General features: G+C 49.4%; 20 protein-coding genes. 15 read left to right on the forward strand and 5 right to left on the reverse strand.

What is annotated here, in order from left to right:
• Nucleotides 1-10: 10 nt before the first annotated feature.
• On the forward strand, nucleotides 11-2,467 hold the full coding sequence (gene pheT, locus TX85_RS02645; protein ID WP_044477601.1) for a phenylalanine--tRNA ligase subunit beta: 2,457 nt from the start codon (nucleotides 11-13) through the stop codon (nucleotides 2,465-2,467).
• Between the two features lie 146 nt (nucleotides 2,468-2,613).
• Nucleotides 2,614-4,155, forward strand: coding sequence for a hypothetical protein (locus tag TX85_RS02650; protein ID WP_044477602.1), 1,542 nt, complete (start codon nucleotides 2,614-2,616; stop codon nucleotides 4,153-4,155).
• 72 nt (nucleotides 4,156-4,227) lie between these two features.
• Here TX85_RS02650 and TX85_RS02655 read toward each other — a convergent pair whose 3' ends face one another.
• Together TX85_RS02655 and TX85_RS02660 are read right to left on the reverse strand one after the other, a co-directional pair.
• Nucleotides 4,228-4,599: a cupredoxin domain-containing protein gene (locus tag TX85_RS02655; protein WP_044477604.1), complete on the reverse strand. Its 372-nt coding sequence runs from the start codon at nucleotides 4,597-4,599 to the stop codon at nucleotides 4,228-4,230.
• 186 nt (nucleotides 4,600-4,785) lie between these two features.
• Complete coding sequence (locus TX85_RS02660) at nucleotides 4,786-5,142, reverse strand: phage holin family protein (RefSeq protein WP_044477605.1); 357 nt, start codon at nucleotides 5,140-5,142, stop codon at nucleotides 4,786-4,788.
• A gap of 165 nt (nucleotides 5,143-5,307) precedes the next feature.
• Here TX85_RS02660 and TX85_RS02665 point away from each other — a divergent pair, with 165 nt between their 5' ends.
• The 3 genes from TX85_RS02665 (at nucleotide 5,308) to TX85_RS02675 (ending at nucleotide 8,802) form a co-directional block, all read left to right on the forward strand.
• Complete coding sequence (locus TX85_RS02665) at nucleotides 5,308-7,671, forward strand: endonuclease MutS2 (protein ID WP_044477606.1); 2,364 nt, start codon at nucleotides 5,308-5,310, stop codon at nucleotides 7,669-7,671.
• A 15-nt stretch (nucleotides 7,672-7,686) separates the two neighbouring features.
• Nucleotides 7,687-8,103 (forward strand): DUF350 domain-containing protein, encoded by a 417-nt coding sequence (locus TX85_RS02670; RefSeq protein WP_233500587.1) that lies wholly within the window; start codon nucleotides 7,687-7,689, stop codon nucleotides 8,101-8,103.
• Between the two features lie 162 nt (nucleotides 8,104-8,265).
• Nucleotides 8,266-8,802: a hypothetical protein gene (locus tag TX85_RS02675; RefSeq protein WP_044477607.1), complete on the forward strand. Its 537-nt coding sequence runs from the start codon at nucleotides 8,266-8,268 to the stop codon at nucleotides 8,800-8,802.
• Between the two features lie 28 nt (nucleotides 8,803-8,830).
• On the opposite strand, the gene TX85_RS02680 is transcribed toward TX85_RS02675, so the two are convergent.
• A complete protein-coding gene (locus TX85_RS02680) occupies nucleotides 8,831-10,060 on the reverse strand; it encodes an NAD(P)/FAD-dependent oxidoreductase (protein ID WP_044477608.1) in 1,230 nt (409 codons plus the stop codon).
• Between the two features lie 135 nt (nucleotides 10,061-10,195).
• Between TX85_RS02680 and TX85_RS02685 the strand changes: the two genes are divergently transcribed.
• The 9 genes from TX85_RS02685 (at nucleotide 10,196) to TX85_RS02725 (ending at nucleotide 16,302) form a co-directional block, all read left to right on the forward strand.
• Nucleotides 10,196-10,429, forward strand: coding sequence for a hypothetical protein (locus tag TX85_RS02685; RefSeq protein ID WP_044477609.1), 234 nt, complete (start codon nucleotides 10,196-10,198; stop codon nucleotides 10,427-10,429).
• Nucleotides 10,430-10,476: 47 nt separating this feature from the next.
• Entirely contained in the window at nucleotides 10,477-10,860 is a 384-nt protein-coding gene (locus TX85_RS02690) for a spore coat protein (protein WP_233500588.1), read from the forward strand.
• 195 nt (nucleotides 10,861-11,055) lie between these two features.
• Nucleotides 11,056-11,556: an Lrp/AsnC family transcriptional regulator gene (locus tag TX85_RS02695; RefSeq protein WP_044477610.1), complete on the forward strand. Its 501-nt coding sequence runs from the start codon at nucleotides 11,056-11,058 to the stop codon at nucleotides 11,554-11,556.
• A 13-nt stretch (nucleotides 11,557-11,569) separates the two neighbouring features.
• Nucleotides 11,570-12,784 carry an aminotransferase class I/II-fold pyridoxal phosphate-dependent enzyme gene (locus TX85_RS02700; RefSeq protein WP_044477611.1) on the forward strand — a complete coding sequence of 405 codons (1,215 nt, stop codon included), beginning with the start codon at nucleotides 11,570-11,572 and terminating at the stop codon, nucleotides 12,782-12,784.
• 114 nt (nucleotides 12,785-12,898) lie between these two features.
• Nucleotides 12,899-13,198, forward strand: coding sequence for an aspartyl-phosphate phosphatase Spo0E family protein (locus tag TX85_RS28135; RefSeq protein ID WP_233500589.1), 300 nt, complete (start codon nucleotides 12,899-12,901; stop codon nucleotides 13,196-13,198).
• Between the two features lie 84 nt (nucleotides 13,199-13,282).
• Nucleotides 13,283-13,855 (forward strand): cob(I)yrinic acid a,c-diamide adenosyltransferase, encoded by a 573-nt coding sequence (locus TX85_RS02710; protein WP_044477612.1) that lies wholly within the window; start codon nucleotides 13,283-13,285, stop codon nucleotides 13,853-13,855.
• Nucleotides 13,852-14,796 carry an RluA family pseudouridine synthase gene (locus TX85_RS02715; RefSeq protein WP_044477613.1) on the forward strand — a complete coding sequence of 315 codons (945 nt, stop codon included), beginning with the start codon at nucleotides 13,852-13,854 and terminating at the stop codon, nucleotides 14,794-14,796. The genes TX85_RS02710 and TX85_RS02715 overlap by 4 nt, the downstream gene beginning before the upstream one ends.
• The gene (locus TX85_RS02720) at nucleotides 14,793-15,161 is read left to right on the forward strand and encodes an arsenate reductase family protein (RefSeq protein WP_044477614.1); all 369 of its coding nucleotides are present in this window, start codon (nucleotides 14,793-14,795) and stop codon (nucleotides 15,159-15,161) included. The genes TX85_RS02715 and TX85_RS02720 overlap by 4 nt, the downstream gene beginning before the upstream one ends.
• A gap of 97 nt (nucleotides 15,162-15,258) precedes the next feature.
• Nucleotides 15,259-16,302 carry a LacI family DNA-binding transcriptional regulator gene (locus TX85_RS02725; protein ID WP_044477615.1) on the forward strand — a complete coding sequence of 348 codons (1,044 nt, stop codon included), beginning with the start codon at nucleotides 15,259-15,261 and terminating at the stop codon, nucleotides 16,300-16,302.
• On the opposite strand, the gene TX85_RS02730 is transcribed toward TX85_RS02725, so the two are convergent.
• Together TX85_RS02730 and TX85_RS02735 are read right to left on the reverse strand one after the other, a co-directional pair.
• Nucleotides 16,299-18,716 (reverse strand): hypothetical protein, encoded by a 2,418-nt coding sequence (locus tag TX85_RS02730; RefSeq protein WP_044477616.1) that lies wholly within the window; start codon nucleotides 18,714-18,716, stop codon nucleotides 16,299-16,301. The two genes, TX85_RS02725 and TX85_RS02730, sit on opposite strands and share 4 nt — an antisense overlap.
• Before the next feature lie 77 nt (nucleotides 18,717-18,793).
• Complete coding sequence (locus TX85_RS02735; RefSeq protein WP_233500590.1) at nucleotides 18,794-19,705, reverse strand: AraC family transcriptional regulator; 912 nt, start codon at nucleotides 19,703-19,705, stop codon at nucleotides 18,794-18,796.
• A 260-nt stretch (nucleotides 19,706-19,965) separates the two neighbouring features.
• On the opposite strand from TX85_RS02735, the gene TX85_RS02740 reads away from it, so the two are divergent.
• Complete coding sequence (locus tag TX85_RS02740; protein WP_044477618.1) at nucleotides 19,966-21,366, forward strand: ABC transporter substrate-binding protein; 1,401 nt, start codon at nucleotides 19,966-19,968, stop codon at nucleotides 21,364-21,366.
• Nucleotides 21,367-21,391: the final 25 nt, after the last annotated feature.

The raw sequence follows: 21,391 nt of genomic DNA on the forward strand, positions 1-21,391 counted from the left end.
GGAATATACGATGAAAGTTTCAACCGATTGGTTATCACAATATGTATCTTTGGAGCAGGTTGATGTTGCCGAGCTCGCCGAGAAAATCACCCGGTCCGGGATCGAAATCGATGGCGTTGAGAACCGGAACAAAGGGGTATCCGCACAGGTTGTTGTCGGGTATGTCAAGCATAAGGAAAAGCATCCGGATGCGGATAAGCTGAACATCTGCACGGTGGATGCCGGGCAAGAAGAAGATCTTCAGATCGTCTGCGGCGCTAAAAATGTGGATGCCGGACAAAAAGTACCGGTCGCGCTTGTGGGAGCCAAGCTTCCGGGCGGCCTGGACATTAAGAAAGCCAAGCTGCGCGGAGTGGTCTCCCAAGGGATGATCTGTTCCGCCAAAGAGCTTGGACTTAATGATAAGCTGCTGCCAAAGGAGCAGCAGGAGGGTATTCTTGTACTTCCTGCCGACAGTACAGTCGGTTCCCCGATCGCCAAGCTGTTGCATCTGGATGATCAGGTGCTGGATTTCGATCTGACACCGAACCGTTCGGATTGTCTTAGCATGCTGGGAGCGGCATATGAAGTAGCGGCCATACTGGGCCGGGAAGTAAAGCTCCCTGATCCTGAAAGCAAATTGATCGAAGTGTCTGATGCAGCCTCTGAATCGATTCAGGTAAAAATTGAGTCGCCCGAGCTGTGCGACCGGTATGCCGTAAGAGTTATTTCCGGCGTAGAAATCGAGCCTTCCCCGCTATGGCTGCAGAGCCGTCTGATGGCAGCGGGAATCCGGCCGATCAATAACATTGTGGATATTACGAATTACGTTATGCTGGAATACGGCCAACCTCTCCATGCGTTTGATGCCGACAAAATCGCCGGGAAAACCATTGGCGTACGTGCTTCACGGGCAGGGGAGAAGCTGGTTACATTGGATGGACAGGAGCGGACCTTGGAACCGGAAACCCTGCTGATCGTCGATGGGGAAGACCGTCCGGTCGGGCTGGCAGGCGTTATGGGCGGCCTGGATTCTGAAGTGACGGATTCAACACATACCATTGTGCTGGAATCTGCCAAATTCGACGGCGGTTCCATTCGTAAAACCTCCCGTCAGCTGGGGCTTCGCTCTGAAGCCTCGCAACGCTTCGAGAAGGAGGTTGATCCGGCAAGAGTTCTTCCTGCTCTCAACCAAGCTTCGCTGATGATTGCAGAGCTTGCAGGCGGCCGAGTGCATAAAGGTATCGTCCAGGCGGTTGAGCGGGAACCCGAGCCAAAGACAATCAAGCTCTCTTTAAGCAAGGTGAACGATTATCTCGGAACAGATATCTCGCTGCTGGAAGCTAAGGCCATTCTGCTGCGTCTCCACTTCGAGTGCGGGGATGCCGGTACCGGCGAGCTTGAAGTAGGGGTTCCTACACGTCGTGGAGATATTACCCGGGATGTGGATCTCATTGAGGAAATCGCCCGGATCTACGGCTATGATAACATTCCTACAACCTTTATTGAGGGCCGGACAACAGCCGGAGGCTACACCAAGGCACAGGCTTTGCGCCGTGCGCTTCGCCAGCTGCTCGTGCACGGGGGCTGGCAGGAGACACTGGGATATTCATTCATTCGTGAAGGAGCGGCCTGTGTATTCCCATCGCTCGGAAGAGGCGGCGGAGAGGCTCGCCTAGCCATGCCGATGAGCGAGGACCGCAGTGTGCTCCGGGGAAGCTTGCTGCCGGGACTGATGGATATGGCACAGTACAACCGGAACCGCAAGCAGAACGATCTGGCGATCTTCGAGATCGGTACTGTGTTCCACTCGGTTGATGAGAAGCTTGCAGAGAAGCCGCATGAGCTGGCTGTTCTAGGCTTGCTGCTGACAGGAAACCGCGGACTCAAGACATGGAACACCTCTGCGGAAAAGGTGGACTTCTTCGACCTGAAGGGGGCTCTGGAAAGTGTATTTGCCAGCCTGGGTCTGGAAGGCCGGGTACGCTATGCAGTTGATAGTCCTAAGGGCTTCCATCCGGGACGCTCCGCCTCGCTCTATCTGCATACGGCCGGAGAGGGTGAAGTTCATATCGGCACACTGGGTCAGCTTCATCCGGAGCTGCAGCGTGACATGGATCTGGAGGATACCTATGCGGCCGAGCTGCTGCTCGCACCTCTGTTCAGCCATGCCGGGGAAACAGTAAGCTATCGCGATTTGCCGCGCTTCCCGGCCATGCAGCGGGACATTGCTGTCGTAGTTGACCAGTCCGTCGAAGCGGGCTCGCTTCTTGAATTGATCAAGCAGACAGCAGGCGAATGGCTTGAGCATGCCGAGGTATTTGATGTCTTTACGGGAAGCAAGCTCGGCGAAGGCAAGAAGAGCGTGGCCTTGTCTCTTATCTACCGTCATATAGAGCGGACGTTGACAGATGAAGAGGTGGCGAAGGCGCATGAATCCGTGATTCAAGCTCTTGAGCAAACTTTTGCCGCTGAATTGAGAAAATAGCAGGAATTATGTGGAGTCACATCGAATCATGAGTGTAAGAGTCATGCTTCGGTGTGGCTTTTCTATAAGAGGCAAAGCAGACTTTTGAACGCGCATTATAAAAAAACGACACCCAAGAGTAACCCAGGACGAAGGAGGCCCCTGCTGTGAATACCCCTGATCGCATTACAATAAACGTAGAAATATACGGCACATCCTATAAAATTGTGGGTTCCAACCCCGAGTATATGAAGCAAGTCGCCCGTCGTGTAGACAGCCATATGCGCTCCATGGCCAAGCAATACGCCCATCTGGATACTCCGAGATTAGCCGTGCTGGCTGCGGTGAGAATGGCGGAAGAAGCGGTTAAGGTTGATGATCTGCAGGCTGAACTAGAGGAACTCCAGAAGGAAAAGGGAAGCCTAGCTCAGGAGATCTCCGTCCTTCAGGCGCTCCATACGAAACAGGAAGCTGCACAAAAGGAGCTTCAGGAAGAGCGGCATCAATTAAAAAGTGACAAGAAGACCTTGACCGAACAGAATGCCAAGCAGGCTGCTTCTCTTCAAGAGAGGGAGGCGGAGTGCTTGAAGCTGGGCGGTAAGGTTCAGGAGCTTGAACGTCAACTAGCAGAGCTAAAGGGCAGCAATGCTCAACTTCAGGCGAAGCTGCGCGGAGTTGAACAGGAGGCTCGAAAGGAGCAGCAGGAGAAGACCAAGGCGCAAGGCGAGCTTCAAGCAGCCAAAGAGCGTGAGGAGGAAGCGAGGAAAGCTGGCGTACAGTCGAAAGAGAGCGCAGCTAGGCTGGAACAGCAGGTGAAGCTGCTGCAGCAATCCTTGCAAGCGGCAGATAGCGAGATTAAGAAGCAGCAGCGCCTGCAGCAAGAGACGAAAGCCCGGGAGGACAAGCTCCGTGAGGAGCTGGAAGCCGTCGTTCAGAACGAGGCATCCTGGCAAAAGCTTGCCGATAAGCGGAGTGAAGAGCTTAGCCGGATGGAGATCACGCTGATGGAGAGCAAGGAGGCTGCAGCAGGTCTGGAGCGTAAGCTTGCTGTATCGGCGGAAGAGCAGGAAGCTGTGAAGAATAACTTGGCGCAGGAGCAAAATCGGGTTAGAGACCTGCAGACGGAGCTGTCGGGCCTGCAGGAAAAGCTTGCAGAGGCAGAGCAGACGAAAGAAACCTTGTTCAACAATGATCAATTTATACGTGAGGATAATGAGCGTTTGCAGAACGAAGTAGAGAAGCTTGGTGACCGGCTTCAACAGCTGGAGCAGGACATTAAGGATTATGCGGCGCTTGCCGAAGATCAGGAACAGGCAAGGGAAGCTGCGGAGATCCGCGAGCGGGAATGGCGCGAGCAGCTTGCTCTGGCGGAGCAGGAGCTGAACTCCTGGCGTGATACAGAGCGTGAGCTCCAGCTTCAAATTGAGAACTGGCAGCAGGAGAGCGCAGCCGGCGGGGAACAAGTGCTGACCTTGAAAGAGGACTATGAAGAAGTATTGAAGGAACGTGATCGGCTTGCGGAAGAATTGAAGCAGATTTCGGACAGCTTCGAGATAGTCTCTCATGAATACCGCCTGCTTCAAGTGGAGCGGGAAATGTCCTTGGAGAAATCGGAGAGCCGTGAAGCAGAATATCAGCGTCTGAAGGAGGACTATGCCAAGCTGCAGAACGAATACAATGAATGGATCGAATTAATAGAACAGGATTGATTCATAGCCGTATCAACAGAATAGCGCCACCGGTACAAGGGACCGGGCGGCGCTATTTTGCCGTGTTGTTTGTCACTCAACAATAAGTGTAGACACCATGGTGCCATGCCCAGAACCGCACATGATAGAGCATGCAATTTCATATTTTCCGGCTTCCTTCGGAGTGATCACGACGGAGTCTTTCTTACCGCTCAACTGCACTCGCAAGCCGGGAATTAGGATTCCATGATTCCCCTCCACATTTTTGAAGGTGATTTGCACAGGGACATCCTTCTTTACACGGTATTCTTTTTGGTCAAATTCATAATTGACGGCTTCGATGACGAGTTCGGCCTCGGGCTTAACCTGGGCTTCAGTGCTTGCTGCAGAATTGGAGTTGCTTGAACATGCACTTGCCAAAGTCAAAAGAACGCATAACATCAATAATGCAATCGTCTTTCTCATTGTCAATCCCCCGCAATATGATATATTTGTGACAATTCCAAATGTATTATAGCCTAGTTGCAGTTAAAGAAAGAATGAGAAGTGTGTCTAAATGGTGAACGCATAAAATGAATATACACGTCAAAAAGCCCGAGGCGCATACCCCAGGCTTTTCGATCAATTCGATGCCGGTACGATATGAAGCTGCTATCGCTGGCTTCTTCCTGCCTCAAACGGTGTGGACACAGGGATGAACAAATCGATGATCCCGATCACAAGCGCCGCGAGGATCGCCCCAATAATAGAGACAGATACGCCGGAGACAATAAATTGAGCCAGCCAGATGACGAGTGCGCTCGTAATGAAGCCGACGATGCCGCGTCCGAACGGGGTGACCTTTTTTCCGAAGATCCCTTCGATTGCCCAACCGATCAAGGCAATGACGAGTGCGAGCAGCAGGGCGCTGCCAAAGCCGCCTATACTGAATTGCGGGACGAGCCAGCCCACTACAAGCAGTACGAGGGCTGATACGATAAAACGCACAACGTGTCCCAGAAATCGCATGGAACTTGGCCTCCTTTTTAGAATGGATAGATCTCCTTGGTCCTTCTTTTGAATCCTGCTTAGTGTGTACGGGAAAAACCTTAAATATGTACCCGGACTGCAAATGGCGGAAATACGGGATATTCGATATAATATAAACAATGCTCGAGGGGAGTCGTGAGTTTCTTGAACGAAAAAATATTCAAAACGATGGAATACCGCAAAATTATCGATCAGCTAATTAAATATACACAAACTCCGATGGGGAAAGAGGCCGCGGACCGGCTTGTCCCTGTACCGGATCTGGAAGAAGTCAAGCGCTTGCTGCAAGGAACGGAGGAGGCTTTCACGGTCGACAGATTGAAGGGCGCCCCTTCCTTCGGCGGAATCGTCGATATGACGCCTGCAGTAAAGCGGGCCCGCATTGGCGGAACCTTGAATCCTCATGAGCTTCTTGGAGTGGCAACGACGCTGGAAGGGGCGCGGAGAATTAAGCGCTACCTTGCTTCCATGCACGAGGAGCATCCTGCCCAATTGCTGCATGCCTTGAGCGAGAACATCAGCGAGCAAAAGCCGCTGGAGGATGCAATCAAGCGATGCATTGACGACAGCGCTGAAGTACTGGACTCAGCCAGTGCCGAGCTTGCCCAAATTCGCCGTGAGCTGCGGGGAGGGGAAGTCCGGATTCGCGAGAAGCTGGAGGCCATGATCCGGTCCTCCAACGTCTCGAAAATGCTGCAGGATCAATTGATCACGATTCGCGGAGACCGGTTTGTTATTCCGGTTAAGGCGGAATACCGCGCCCATTTCGGCGGGATTGTTCACGATCAATCAGGCTCCGGGGCAACGCTCTTTATAGAGCCGGAATCGATTGTCGCCATGAACAATAAGCTGCGGGAGACCAGGCTTCGCGAGGAGCGCGAGATCGAGGTTATTTTGCAAAAGCTGACTGCGCTTACGGGAGACCAGGCCGAGCTGCTGCTATATGATAGCGACGTAGTTGGCCAGCTGGATTTCTTATTTGGGAAGGCGCGTTTGGCCCGCGAAATGAAGGCTGTTCTTCCAAGGATGAATGATCGCGGATTTATGAAGCTGCGAAAAGGCCGGCATCCGCTAATTGACCGCGACCAGGTCGTGCCCATCGATGTGGAGCTGGGCAACCAATATTCCACGATTATTGTTACGGGACCGAATACGGGCGGGAAGACGGTTACGCTGAAGACGATCGGCTTATTGAGTCTGATGGCGATGTCCGGCTTGTTTGTTCCTGCCGAGGAAGGAAGCCAGCTGTGCGTATTTGACGCGATTTATGCAGACATCGGAGATGAGCAGAGTATTGAGCAGAGCCTCAGTACCTTCTCCAGCCACATGACGAATATTATCTCCATCCTGAAGCAGATGACGCCTAAAAGTCTCGTGCTGCTGGATGAAGTGGGCGCGGGTACCGATCCAGCCGAAGGCTCGGCACTGGCAATTGCCATACTGGAGCATATACACAGCTTCGGTAGCCGCATGATCGCTACGACACATTACAGCGAATTGAAGGCTTATGCTTATGAGCGTAAAGGCGTCATCAACGCAAGTATGGAGTTTGACGTGAATACGCTTAGTCCGACGTATCGATTGCTTGTTGGCGTTCCGGGACGAAGCAACGCCTTTGCCATTGCGGAGCGTCTGGGGCTGCCATCGCAGATTCTGGACTACGCCCGCGGTGAAGTAACGGAAGAGGATCAGCGGGTAGAGCATATGATTGCCTCGCTCGAAGAGAATCGGACCGCGGCAGAGCAGGAACGGGAATCGGCCGAGAAGCTGCGTAAGGATCTGGAGAATCTGCGAAGCCGCCATGAGGCCGAGCTTGAGAAGCTTGAGCAGCAGAAGGACCGCAGGCTGGAGAAGGCCGAAGACGAGGCGCGGGCTATTATTGCCAAGGCAAAAGCCGAGGCGGAGAAGATTATTGATGATCTTCGGCGAATCGCTCAGGAAGAAGGCGCTGCCGTTAAGGATCACAAGCTGATAGCGGCCCGCAAGCAGCTGGAGGAGGCCGAGCCTGCCCAGCGGAAGAAGACAGCCGTCCGCAAAGCGGGCAAACAGCCGCGGCAGATCGGTCCCGGGGATGAGGTTATGGTCTACAGCCTGAACCAGAAAGGGCATGTTGTAGAGCTTGCAGGAGCGAAGGAAGCGCTGGTCCAGCTTGGGATCATGAAGATGAAGGTTTCATTAGACGACCTGGAGCTCCTGGCGGCTTCGCCGGCGCCAAAACCGGTTCAAAAAGTCGCACCGAACGTTAAACGGACAAGAGACGATAATACTAGAAGCGAGCTGGATCTGCGGGGAGCCAACCTGGAAGAAGCGCTTATCGAGGTGGACCGTTTCATTGACGAAGCCTATCTGGCGAATCTTGGACAGGTCTATATCATTCACGGGAAGGGCACGGGTATCCTTCGCACCGGCATATCTGAATATTTGCGCAAGCATAAGCACATCAAGAGCTACCGGCTGGGAAATTACGGCGAAGGCGGAACCGGGGTTACCGTTGCCGAGCTGAAGTGATGAGGAGGATGTGTGTTGAGAGAAAGTATTGATCCGCTGCTGGAGCAGCCGGTAGGTTTGATGGCAGGGTATTTTTCTGTAGCTGTTATCGAATTGATCGTATTTCTTTCGTGTTTCGAGCTTGTGACCAAATATCGTTGCTGGCATGAGATCAAGCGGGGCAATATCGCTGCATCATTGGCAACGGGCGGAAAAATCTTCGCTCTGTGCAATATTTTGCGCTTTGCGACCGCACGCTCGAACATTTATGACTTCATGGCCTGGTCTTTTGTAGGAGCGTTCCTGTTGTTCTTGGCTTACATCATGTTTGAGTTCCTGACACCAGTATTTCAGATCGACAAGGAGATCGCCGAAGGGAATACAGCGGTAGGGCTGATTGCCATGGCAGTCTCCGTCTCCGTATCCTTTGTAATTGGAGCTTGTATCGCATAGGGGGGATTCTTGGTGCTGAAAAATTTGGTCCGAGTTCTGTTTGTGGCTTCAATGTTATTTCTGGTAGCAGGTATTATTTTTTTGTGGAATGCTTAAAGTGCATGTTCAAAACAACCTCTTAAAAGATTTAGGCTGGGTGGCCTATGGAAGGATGTAAATAACATGGTAGAAACTACAATTTGCCCATGGTGTCAGACAGAGATTGTCTGGGATGAGGAGCTGGGACCCGAGGAAGAATGCCCTTATTGCCATAATGAACTGAAGGGATACCGAACGCTTAATATTGCCCTGGGCTCGGATGAAGATTGGGAGGATGAAGACGAGACTTCCGGTGATGATACGGATGATGCAGGGCTCTGGCAGGAGGATGAGGAGAGCCATTTGAACGCGATCCGCAGGGTAGAAGCTTTTGCTGGTGCGGGCGGAGACCTTTTGGCCTATGAATCGGGAGTAGAGAAGCAACTGGACGCTCAAGAGGAGGTTCCGGAGTGTCCTCACTGCCGGGAGTATATGCTGCATGCAGGAACAGAGCCATTGCCTCAGGGCTTTAAGCCGGTACAAATGCAAGCGAAGGATACGCCTATACTTCAGTCAAGCGCCGTCTTGAATGTCTATGTCTGCTCGGCCTGCTTCCAGGTTAGCCGCTTTTTGTCCGAGGATGACCGGAATCAGTTGATCAAGACAGTTAGCGAAGAGTAAGAACAAGATGAAGCACCAGATCCGCCCCTTAACTGGAAGGGACAGGTCTGGTGCTTCTTGTTAATGAGAACATTTCTGCATCCTCTCGTGAAATGCCCATAATAAGGTCAGTAATTATTTCAGCACCCAGCATGCTGCACACGGTCCCGTTCCCTCCATATCCCTCCAGAAAGTAACAGCGGGGAAAGTCAGGGTGGCCTCCGATGAACGGTAATCCGTCATGTGTCCGCCCGAATACGGCTCCCCAGGAGCGCTTGATCTGGAGCGAGGATTTTTCAGGGAACATCTGATGAAGCAGATGCAATAGATCCTTGCCCTTCTGAATCTCCCTTCCTTCCTTAAGTCCTCCTGGAGGAAGGGGCTCATCCAATCCGCCGATAATAATATTTCCGCCTGAAGTGGTTCGCATATACAAATAGGGACGGGCTGTCTCCCAAATCAGGCAGCGTTCAAACCAATCATTGAAATGGGCTGCGGAATCAGTAGCAATGGCATAACTGGTAACGAGTTCTGCACCAGGCTCCCGCTTCAGAGTTTGAGCCATATAGCCTGTCGCGAAGATAACGTGCTTCGCCTTGATCGTGTTGGCCCCGCATCGGCAGATCACCCCGTCCGGGCGGAACGTGTCTATTTGAATGGGGGAGTATTCAAATACCTGAACGCCTTTGGAGGCGGCGTGGCTGACTAGGCCGCGAGTGAAATCAACGGGCTGAATCTCCGCATCACCCTTCGTGTAAATCGCGGCAGGTCGTTGAAAGGGAAATTTACTGCCGATTTGATCGGCATCCAGCCATTCTGCAGGAAATCCATATTTCTGGAGGGTCGCATATTCATTATGCAGCATAGGTACATCTTCTTCGCTGCTTGCTAGATAGAGGCTGGGGCGTGTCTCCAGTGCGTGAAGATGAAGCGATTGATTGATTTCCTTCAGATGCTCCAATGAAGACCAGCATACACGGTAGAAATGTACGGCCTTTTGCTCGCCCAGGGAATGTATGAAGGAAGTCAGGCTCTTATCGTTGGCATACTGAATGAGCCCGGTATTGACAAGGGTGCTTCCGGTGCCGATGGTATTCTGTTCGGACAAGACTACGGACAACCCCTGCTGATGCAGCAAATGAGCGCATAGCGCTCCTCCGATGCCGCCGCCTATGATCAGACAATCGCAGGTGAGGTCTTGCATAAGCTTGGGATAAGTGGCTCGGGGCTCACGGGTGTCCAGATTCATCCAGAGATAATTGCCGATGTGCAGCTTCATCTTTGCTCCTCCTTACAAAGTCACCTATCTCAATATTCACCTGGATGACATAAGTATAACCAGCCTCTCCTTATAAAAATTAGGAACAAGGATATAATATGCCACGAACGCATAATACAACCTGGAGGAGTCAACATGAACAATCACCAAATGCAGGCGCTCTCCGGCAAGGAGCTTAATTACATCGCCGATAGTATTGCCAATGAGGACATGCTGATCAAGATGTGTGCTGCTGCGGTCCAAATCTCGACACATCCGCAGATTACGCAGGCAGTCACCCAGCATATTCAGGCTCACGAACAGCACATGGACAAGCTTCGCGATGCGCTCAAGCAGCATCAGCCGCTTGCCCCCGGACAGACACAATAGCCTGCTCCACACATCCATGGACTATAACGACAACAGGAGGGAATCAAGTGAACAATCAGCTTCAGAATGACATGCTGCCGCAGGATGATCTGTTAAAAATAATGCTGGCTGACTTGAGACGAACTTCGCGCGAATATACGACGGCAACTACGGAAGCCTCATGTCCCGCAATCCGCAGCTTATTCTCGGAACTGACCGATAGCACCTTGAAATTGCAAGGCGAACTGTACAAGCTGATGGAGCAGCAGCAGATATATACCAAGCCTGCCGGGGCTTCACGTAAAGAAGTAGATCAAAATCTGCAGGAAGCGGAACAGGCATGCATGAAGGCGAAGCAACTTGTCGCTCAGCATCAAAGTCAGCTGGGAAGCGTAGCTGCACATATGTCTAACGTATCCCCTCATCAGGTGAATACAAAGCCATATAACTAGCCGTCAGGGCTACAGTTCAAGGCTACAGTACGTGCTCGACTTGCAAGTCATCGGCGTTCGCTTCGGGGGAAATCTTCCATGAAGCGGACGTTTTTATTTGCAGGAGTAACAAATTCATGTAATATAAGTAGTAAATTTGATTCCGAGACTTTAGGTGTGATTGACCTGAATCGGAACAGCGCTGGAGGATGAAGCATGAAACCATTAAGCGAATTGAAGCTGAAAGTGCTGGATCTTCTGAGAGAGGATGCCCGCCGGGATCCTAAGCTGCTGGCGACTTTGGTAGGCTCGTCGGAGCAGGAAGTGGCTGAGGTGATCGCCGAGCTTGAAGAGGATCATGTAATTGTGAAGTATGCGACAGTGGTCAATTCTAGCAAGTTGGATGATGAGAAGGTAACCGCACTGATCGAAGTGCAGATTACACCTGAGCGCGGACGCGGCTTTGAAGCGATTGCGGAGCGGATTTACTTGTTCCCGCAGGTGATGTCCGTTTACCTCATGTCTGGCGCCTATGATTTGCTCGTAGAGGTTGAAGGACGCAACCTGAAGGAAGTCGCGAGCTTTGTCTCCGACAAGCTGTCTCCGCTGGAATCGGTACTGTCGACGAAGACGCATTTTATTCTAAAAAAATACAAGCAGGACGGTATCATCTTCGAGGACCCTGAGGAAGATCGCCGTCTGATGATTTCTCCGTAAAGGAAGTAATGTCATGAGTATTCATTCACAGGAAGAGCAGCACATGGAATCGGCCGGCAAGACGATGACGTCCTATTTGGCGCCCCGCGTACGGGATATTCAGCCTTCAGGGATACGCCGCTTCTTTGACCTGGCCAGTGGAAACAAAGATATTATTACGCTGGGTGTAGGGGAGCCTGACTTTATTACACCCTGGCATGTAAGAGAAGCCTGCGTATACTCTTTGGAACGCGGATTTACAAGCTACACCAGCAATGCGGGCACCCCTGAGCTGCGGGAAGCCATTGCAGAGTACTTATATAACAGTTATCAGGTAAAATATAATCCAAAGGATGAAATCCTGGTTACCGTAGGGGCGAGCGAAGCGATTGATCTGGCCTTGCGTGCTTTGATCGTACCCGGGGACGAGATTCTTATCCCTGTTCCTTGCTATATCTCCTACTCTCCAATTACGGCCGTCGGAGGCGGCGTACCCGTTGAGGTCGAGACCTTTGCGAAGGACAGCTTCAAGCTCCAGGCCGCGCAGCTTGAAGCCAAGATTACGCCTAAATCAAAGGTTCTGATTCTTAATTACCCGAGCAATCCGACGGGGGGGATTATGAGCTATGAGGACTGGCTTCCCATTGCCAAGCTTGTTGAAAAGCATGATTTGATCGTTATTTCCGATGAGATTTATTCAGAGTTGACCTATGGAGAGAAGCATGTCAGCTTTGCTTCGATTCCTGGCATGAAGGATCGCACGATTCTCGTCAATGGCTTCTCCAAAGCCTTTGCCATGACGGGCTGGCGGATGGGGTATGCTTGCGGACACCCGGACTTGATCTATGCGATGCTGAAGATCCACCAATATACGGTCATGTGTGCTCCGGTCATGGGACAAATTGCTGCGCTTGAGGCCTTGAAGAACGGCCTGGAGGAAAAGGATCATATGGTGGAGTCGTACAATCAGCGCAGACGTCTGATTGTTCAGGGCTTGCGGGACATCGGTCTTGCCTGTCATGAGCCGCAGGGTGCTTTCTATGCCTTCCCAAGCATAGAATCAACCGGACTCACCTCCGAGGAGTTTGCTACGGGCTTGCTGAAGGAGGCCAAAGTTGCCGCCGTACCGGGCAATGTCTTCGGCGCAGGGGGAGAAGGCTTCCTCCGCTGCTCCTATGCGACCTCTGTGAACCAGATCAGCGAGGCGCTGCACCGGATTGGACAATTTGTCCACCAACTGAATAGATAACAACCTGTTATTACCGGAGCGCCGAGAATTTATCGCAATTAACAGTTATTTCAATAATTAATTGATCATTGGATGATTCTCATGGTATAATTTGATTTTGGAAGGTGCTTTAAGATGCTCTGGGAGGGATTTCTTTTGGGTTGTGGTGAGAGAAAATTGCCATTCGAAATGGATGATTTTACAGCTGGAAATGGCAATCATTTGAATGAATGGGAAGATGAAGCGAGTCGGATGACTTCACCACATGCAGTATCTCCCTATACGCTGGAAGACGAAATTCGCATTTTACGTTGTAAGATGGTAAAGCTGTTTCAACAAGAGAACTCATTTACATCGGATAATGTGATCGAGATCAGCAGTCTTCTTGACCTGAAAATCAATGAATTTATGAGGACATATCAGAAACATGAATAGCAGCACCTTGGAGACGCCGGAAGGCGTTTCTTGTTTTTCATCACCCATTAGCGATATATTGGAGACAGAAAGCGGGGAGAGCATATGAAATTGTATACGCGAACCGGAGATACGGGGCAAACCTCGGTTATAGGAGGAAGAGTCGATAAGGATGATCTTCGGATAGAGGCTTATGGTACGATTGATGAATTGAACAGCTATGTTGGCTTGGCTGCCGCTTACGTGGATCCTGCGCGCTCCGGAGACTTAAGCGACCAGCTTCAACAGATTCAGCATGAATTGTTCGATTGCGGAGCTGATCTGGCCTATGCGACAGAGGATGAGGATCGGTATAAAGTCCGCGGAGAGCTATCGGCTCGGCTCGAGGTTTGGATGGATCAATATCAGCAGGAAACGCCTCCAATCGAAAAATTCATCCTTCCAGGCGGAACCCAATTAGCTGCAGCACTCCATGTCTGCCGGACAGTCTGCCGCCGTGCTGAACGGAGAGTAGTGAGTCTTTTCCGGACCAAGCAAGGCAATGCGGAGGTTCTGATCTATCTCAACCGGCTGTCCGATTATTTCTTTGCGGCTGCACGGGTTGCCAACTACCGTTTGGATCAGGAGGATGTCGAATATATTCGCAGTGCCAATGTGTTCGGCAAGTCTGGGAAATGAGCTCGTATTATGATCCTATCTCTTACCTGGTAACCGAGGATGAGAATGGCTGGCAGGTAAAGAAGGTATTGCAGCGAAAGCTGGGGGTATCCCGCAAGCTGATGTCACGAATCAAGCTGACGGAGCGCGGTGTACTGTTGAACGGAACTAGGGTGTATATTAGCGCGCTAGTGAAAACGGGGGATTGGGTATCCATTTCCCTGGAGAAGGAGTCGTCGGAGGATATACTTCCTCAGCCGATTCCCTTTGATATCGTGTATGAAGATGACGCTCTATTAATCGTGAATAAAGCATCGGGTATCATTGTGCATCCAACCCATGGTCACTATACGGATACATTAGCTAATGGGGTGGTGTACTATTGGCAGGAGCAGGGGAAGCAGTATCGCTTCCGGCCGGTGCCTCGGCTGGATCAGGAGACAAGCGGTTTGATTGCAATTGCAAAAAATGCATATATTCATCAGCATATTTCCGAGCAGTTGATCGCAGGGACGGTGACTAAAAAATATACAGCTCTGGTGTACGGGTGCCCGGAGCATCCGGAAGGCACTATTGACGGTCCCATTGACCGGGATCCGGAGCAGCCTCACCGGAGAATCGTTACCCCGGAGGGTTACCCTGCTTTGACAAGCTATAAAGTGATTCATTGCTATCCGGGTGAAATAGGAGCACAGGTTGAATTACGCCTAGGTACCGGGAGAACCCATCAAATCCGGGTTCACATGACCTCGATCGGCCATCCTTTGATAGGGGACAAGATGTACACCTTGGAGCATGGAGAGACGGACTCCATGGAGGAGTGGATCGGGAGGCAGGCCCTGCATGCTTCAGAGCTGGGATTCCGGCACCCGTTAACTGGAGAAGAACTGTTATTTAAGGCCCCGTTGCCTGCCGATATGGAGTTGCTGAGACAGAGACTTGAAGGAGGAACAAAAGGATGAGCAGACTGGTTGTCTATCAATATCCCCCGTGCGGAACCTGCCGCAAGGCAGTGAAATGGCTGGAACAGCATGGATTTGAGCTTGATTTGCGCAATATCAAAGAGGCTCCTCCATCCGTTAAGGAGCTCGCTGAACTGCTGGACAAGAGCGGACTGGAGCTGAAGAAATTCTGGAATACAAGCGGTGACGCCTATCGTGAGCAAGGATTGAAGGACAAGCTTCCTGCGATGAGCCGCGAGGAGCAGATGGCATTGCTCGCTTCGAACGGGATGCTGATCAAGCGGCCGATCGTATATGACGGCACCCGTGTGACGGTAGGCTTCAAGGAAGAGATGTATGAGCAAGCCTGGAAGGAGAAGGAATGACTAGTAATACGCTGTATTGCTAGTCTCCAACTTGAATCTTGCCTATGGAGGTGATATAACTTAAAGAACAAGTGAAACGTTTAAAGGATGATGAACCTTGGACAAAATTGGTATAAAGGATATCGCACTACGCGCCAATGTATCTACGGCCACCGTGTCATATGTGTTAAATGGCACCCGTAATGTGAGGCCTAAGACAAAAGAAAGGGTCATGAAGGTAATTGAGGAGCTCAATTACAGACCTAATGATATTGCTAAAAGCTTGAAAAGTAAACGTACCAATACCATTGGTGTCATCGCCGAGGACATCACTGTATTTAATGTTCCAGAAATAATTGATGGAATAAACGAATATGCCGAGCAGAACGACATGCACATCTTATTAACGAATCTTCGCTTGCAAAAAAGAGTGGGCTATAATTACACGGATACTGATAATTACCGCCAGCATGCTCAAGATGCCGTGTCTAATCTTCTCTCCAAGCAGGTCGAGGGAATTATCTATATCGGTGTACACACACGTGATTTATCCGGTCTTGTTAATACGTATGATAAGCCGATTGTGTACACCTATTGCTATGCTCAGCATGCGTGCTCCATACAATATAATGATGAACAAGCTTCGTATGATGCTATAAAATATTTGGTAAGCAAAGGACATTCACGGATAGCAATCATTAGCGGCCTGATGGACTCGCTTCCGTCCCGGCTGCGGTTTAACGGGTATTTCAAAGCGTTGACAGATTATCAACTGGAGTTTGATCCTCAATTTATTAAGGTTGGCGATTGGGGACTGGATTCAGGATATCAGCTAGCGTACGAGCTTATTCAACTGCCTGATCCGCCAACAGCGATCCTCATTATGAATGATTTGATGGCAGCAGGTGCTTTGAAAGCAGCGGCTGCCATGGGGATTTCCATTCCGGAGGATTTGTCTATTATCGGATTTGACAATCGGGAGTTTAGCAACTATTTGAGTCCAAGAATTACGACAATGGATCTGCCCCTGCATGATATGGGGATACTCTCCATGAAAGCTCTCACCAATTTGATTCGTGGCGAGGAGCAGCCATTGGATATGATACCACTATGCCATTTGGTAGAGAGGGAATCGGTTAGTGAGCCCAGAAAATCAACTTAGGGGATGGGGTGAAACTTGCCATCTGCATAATACACGCTTTTGGTAATCTTTCCTTCAGTAACATAAGTGAGGTTGTTCTCCCACATGACAAATCTTGAAGGATACGCGGCATAGCTGGTTATTTTCCACCCTGTATCAAGGGACTCAAGATAACCATTCACGCATCTTAGCTCACCGCCCTGATCACGGTACAAATAGGTAGTCCTGCCAAAGCCCAGCATATAGGCGACGAGTTCCTCTCCCATATCCCAATCATCACTTTCAATCCCTGCAAAGAGCCTGTGAAATAGAGGATCACTTGATGTTTTAAAGATAGATTGTCCGAACCGATTTCGGGATAATTTGGGCATATTCAGGTTTGGAGCAGCAATGCTGTAAGTGGAGGCCGCCTCACCGGGCTTTAGTCTGCGTTTTGTAGAGAGCACATTCCAATCATAGCAATTGAACATGGCCATCGTGCTTCGATAGCCAGCTTCCAGCAAAGCAACGTTGCCAAGGACTTCGTAAGTAGATCTTGCAGCGCCAGCTACCAATCCGCCCCAAAGAGAATGTGTCATAAAAGACAGTGCTTCCCACCACCGGTCAGGTGCATTTGCCCTGTAATCATTACTAAATCCAATATTGGCAATGAGTAATTCAGCATATAATGCAGCCTCGTTCTTGAAACCTGCCAAGCACAACGCCTCCGAGGTAGGACCAAATCCGGCATTGTCATAGAAATGCTCGGTGACAGCACCCTGATATCCTTGCGCCCCCTTCTTCAGTCCCTTTACAAACTGTAGCCACAGGTCATTTAGAGACTCATACCATTTGAACAGCTTCTTTGCCTTCAAATCCTGTAATAAGTCAGCGATATAGAGGATAAAGACGCCAACAAGTTGAGACTCTTCTTTTTCGCGTGCATTTGCGTGGAAATCCGGATTCAATCTCATGCACATGACTTGGGCCGCCTGTATTAAATAGGACTCTGAATCGGCGCAGGCAAGCAGGGAATCGTCAAAGCAGGATAATAAATAGTAAACATGAGCAATGTAGTCGAAATCATAAATACGGTAAAAGGAGCCGTACAATGCTCTTGGCTCACTTAAATTTCCATCCTTGAACCAATGTTGACTCATGTCGAGAACGGCTGACAGCTCCACCTTCCTGATTTGTTCTTGAATCGGGTTGGATAGCAGATTATTCATCAAAATAAAAGCAAGCTTGCCTAAGGATTCTCCCTGATTTGATAACGGTAGAAAAGCATGAGGGCGTAGTGAATTCAAGTTGGAGTTATAGCTGTTAAGGCACAACCAATCAGCTCTTTTCAGAAGTATCTTGCTAATGGGCTCTAACACATTCCCTACCAGCACATCCGTCTTTCCATTCTCAAGGGTGGCCGAAACCTTGAATTCTCCGGCGGATGGGATAGGCAGTATAGCAAATAAGCGCTTAACGTTTCCTTCTGAGATCGATTTGAACTCGTTAGTGATTTCAATCTCATCCACCTTCTGAGTGTTTGCCGATGCTGTCTGAATTGTAATGGATGTAAAGGATTTGTTATCAGGAGGTGTTACTTCCGCCATAAATTTGCCTTCTGTCGTAATTACTGAGGAATACTTCCAATAAGGATGTCCGTAATGCTGTGCTTTCTTGTAAAAGTCCTCTTGATCCTGAAAAGGGCTAAATACGAAGGACCACTTTTTTTGAGCTCTTGGCTCAAGGATAAGAGGTGCATAATCTCCGCTATAAATCCAGTCATTCTCAGCCGACCCTTCCATAGAGCTCCCATCCTCTACGAAGGATAACCGGTGATACAACAGTCCGTCCAAGGAAGGTGAGACTTGATCCAAAAAACGGTTCTCGTAGATGCAATGGGTCCCGAAGGCTGCAACACGCTCGCCAGTGCTGTAAATCCCCAGATGGGGGGCCTCGTTGCTTCTTCGTATAGCAGCAAACTTTGAAAAGTCTCCGCCCAAGTGAGGGAATAGAGCACATGAATGCTTCATGTTTCTCAATACATTCGTGTCGCGAAACATGATATAGGCCAAAGAGAACCAACAATGAAATCCGTTCACTGTGATTGAGGAGTCCTGCAGATTTGAACACTGGATGGTCCAGTGCAGCTCTCCGGCTTTATCCAGAAGATACTCGTATTGCACAGCAAATGTTGAATGCAAGAAGCGGACAGTTGCAGCCTGCTTCTCTATAATTTGAAGCTGGGTCTCTAAGGCGGCGCTTTCAATCCATTCACCATTTACAACCGCACTCCAATGGCCAAAGCGCTTATCCTGATCACTGTAACCTGATTCCTCCACATACTCTCCATCAATGACCCAATTCATATTTGAAGGATCATTACGCATGAGCAAGGACTCTACCGTGCCTTGGGAGGAAATCATCAATTTGAAGGTATCATTACGAATCAGCTCCAAGTTCTCACCCCTAAAAATCTAAACGTTTAAATTCAATTTCGATCTTATCATAGTAAAAGATGTACCAGCAAGGCTTTTCATTTTTCCATATTTCTTTTTTTCCGAAAGGTGGATGGTGAATCGTATTGCTTCTGGGCGAATACGGAGGAGAAGTATCCTGGATTACTGAACCCAACCTCATCGGCTATACGGGCAATCGACCAGTCCGTTTGAATGAGCAGCTTCTTCGCTTCCTCGATCCGATAGTGCATCAGGTAGTCGATCGGTGTCACCCCATAAACCTTGAGCATACACTTGGCCAAATAATTGGGATGGTAATTAAATTTTTCCTGCAGCACGGAATTAGTGATTTTTGAGGTGAAGTTTTGAGTGATAAATAATTCAATTTTCTCAGCGAGTTGGATGGCAGTCGAACTAGTTGAAGGTCTTGAATCCTGAGTGAGACTTTGCATAAAAATCTGAAAGGCAGTCTGCTTCTTCCAATTTCGAAGGGCGCAGGGGTCCTTGTCCAAGGAATTTAACTCGGCAAGATCGCTAATCGACTTACGTGACAATTTTATTTTTTTCGGTAAAAAAAAGGAGCATATCTCGGAGTGGCACAGGTAAGCTTGTTCCCTGTGCCGCTCGAATAGTGCAGCTTGATTCTCAAGGCACTCATGAATACTGCTCACTTCACTCCAGGCTCCTGCTGTTTGAAAATGAATCCAGTTAATTTCGGTCTCTTCCTCACAAGGGGCCGTACCAAAGTGATGTGCATCCGGGCGTAAAATAATGGCCTCATCCTTATGTAATATCCAATCCTGATTATTCTCTCCTATGGATAATGTCCCCTTGGTGACAATAATAATATCAAATACGTCTATAGATTGACGACTTAAATGACGTTCTCCAGGCAAAAAAGTATGTGTTCCATTCTCAATAAAATAAGGAGTGGGGGGACTCACAAAGTGCATTATTAACTCAGGCATGGCCGCAACCCTCACTTTCATCCATAAAAGACAACGCTACCATAACTATATAAGATGCATATAAAAAAATCAAAAACTCACTTTTTCATGGAATTCTAAAACCTAATGGTTGAAATAGTAAAAAAACAGGTTGAAATATTATATTTTATTTGGAGATTTCTCATGGCACAATATAACTGAATCATTTTCTAAACGTTTAACTATAAATCCTGCCATTTGAAGGATGAGGTATAACGCTTAGGCAAATTATTCAATCACTGTTTGAAGGGGGATTGGGGTCAATGAAAACAGGAAAAAGATTGGGAATAGGCCTTCTATTGGTTACATTGGTGTTGAGTGCCATAGGTTGTGCGAACGGCGGAACAAACACTGCATCGCCGGGTTCGGATACTGCTAACACACCTGGTGAGTCATCTTCCAAGACGGAAAAGGTAAAGATTATTTATTCCATGTGGGGAAGTGCTGAGGAAGGCAAGACGACTCAGGCAGTGGCAGATAAGTTTAATGCTTCTCAGGATAGAATTGAAGTTGAGGTACAAGCAATTCCTTGGGAAAACTACATGACAAAATTGAATACGCTTGCAACAGCTGGCCAGTTGCCAGACACAGGGATGCTCCAGGAGGGCGGTGTCATTCAATGGTCCTCTGAGGGCATGCTGAATGACGTAAGCTCTATGTATGAGGGAAGCGACAGCAAGCCTTTGGATAGCCTGGCCTACAAATATCAAGGCAACACCGTAGCTTATGCGGCAGCCAATGAAATCCTGCTGCTCTATTACAACAAGGATATGTTTGATGAAGCAAAGGTCCCCTATCCTCCTTCCTCATTGGATCAAGCATGGACATGGGATGAGTTTGTAGAGACAGCTAAGAAATTGACCGTTGACAAGAATGGCAAGCACCCTGGTGAGGATGGCTTTGATTCACAGAGTATTGTTCAGTATGGGGCTTCCGTTGAGAATCTTCCATGGCAGCTAGAAACCTGGGCATTAAGCAATGGAGGGGGCTTCTACTCCGATGAAGGCACAGAGGTTAGAATCGGGGAGGATGCCAGCATTGAAGCCATTCAGAAAGTGGCTGATCTGTACTTGAAGGATCATGTTGCACCCTTGTCTGTTGGACAGACGGATGATGGCATTCAGCGAACCATTATTGCAGGTACGGTCGCCATGGCAACAAATGGTCAGTGGAATGTAGGAACCAGCTTGAATACAGCCAAGGAAGAAGGGCTGAACTACGGCGTGGCTGTATTGCCTTACATGAAGGAAAAGGTAACACTCAATACTGGGGGCGCTAATGTCGTCTTCTCCCAGACCAAGCACCCGGAAGAGGCTATGGAATGGCTGAAATGGTACAACTCTGAGGAAAATAACTGGGCACTTATCTCATCTGGTATTTGGATGCCAACGCTAGACAAGTGGTACAAGGATGAAGCACTTACACGCAAATGGGTAGAGAATCCAAACTTTCCTCCGTATGAAGAATATAAGTCTGCTGTGGTTGACTACGCGCAATCCTCTGCAGCCCGACCTGCTGCTTGGTTCTACACCAATTACACCTCGGAGTTCAACACGCTGCTCGGTTCTATTCTAGGTGATGTCTGGACAGGAAAAACAACGGCTAATGATGCAATCTCCAAAAATCTGGATGCTTTGAAAGCTGCTAATAAAGGCACCAATTAATAGGACAGGAGGGATGACCGCTGCA

The organism is Paenibacillus antibioticophila, from assembly GCF_000455265.1.
Classification (GTDB): domain Bacteria; phylum Bacillota; class Bacilli; order Paenibacillales; family Paenibacillaceae; genus Fontibacillus; species Fontibacillus antibioticophila.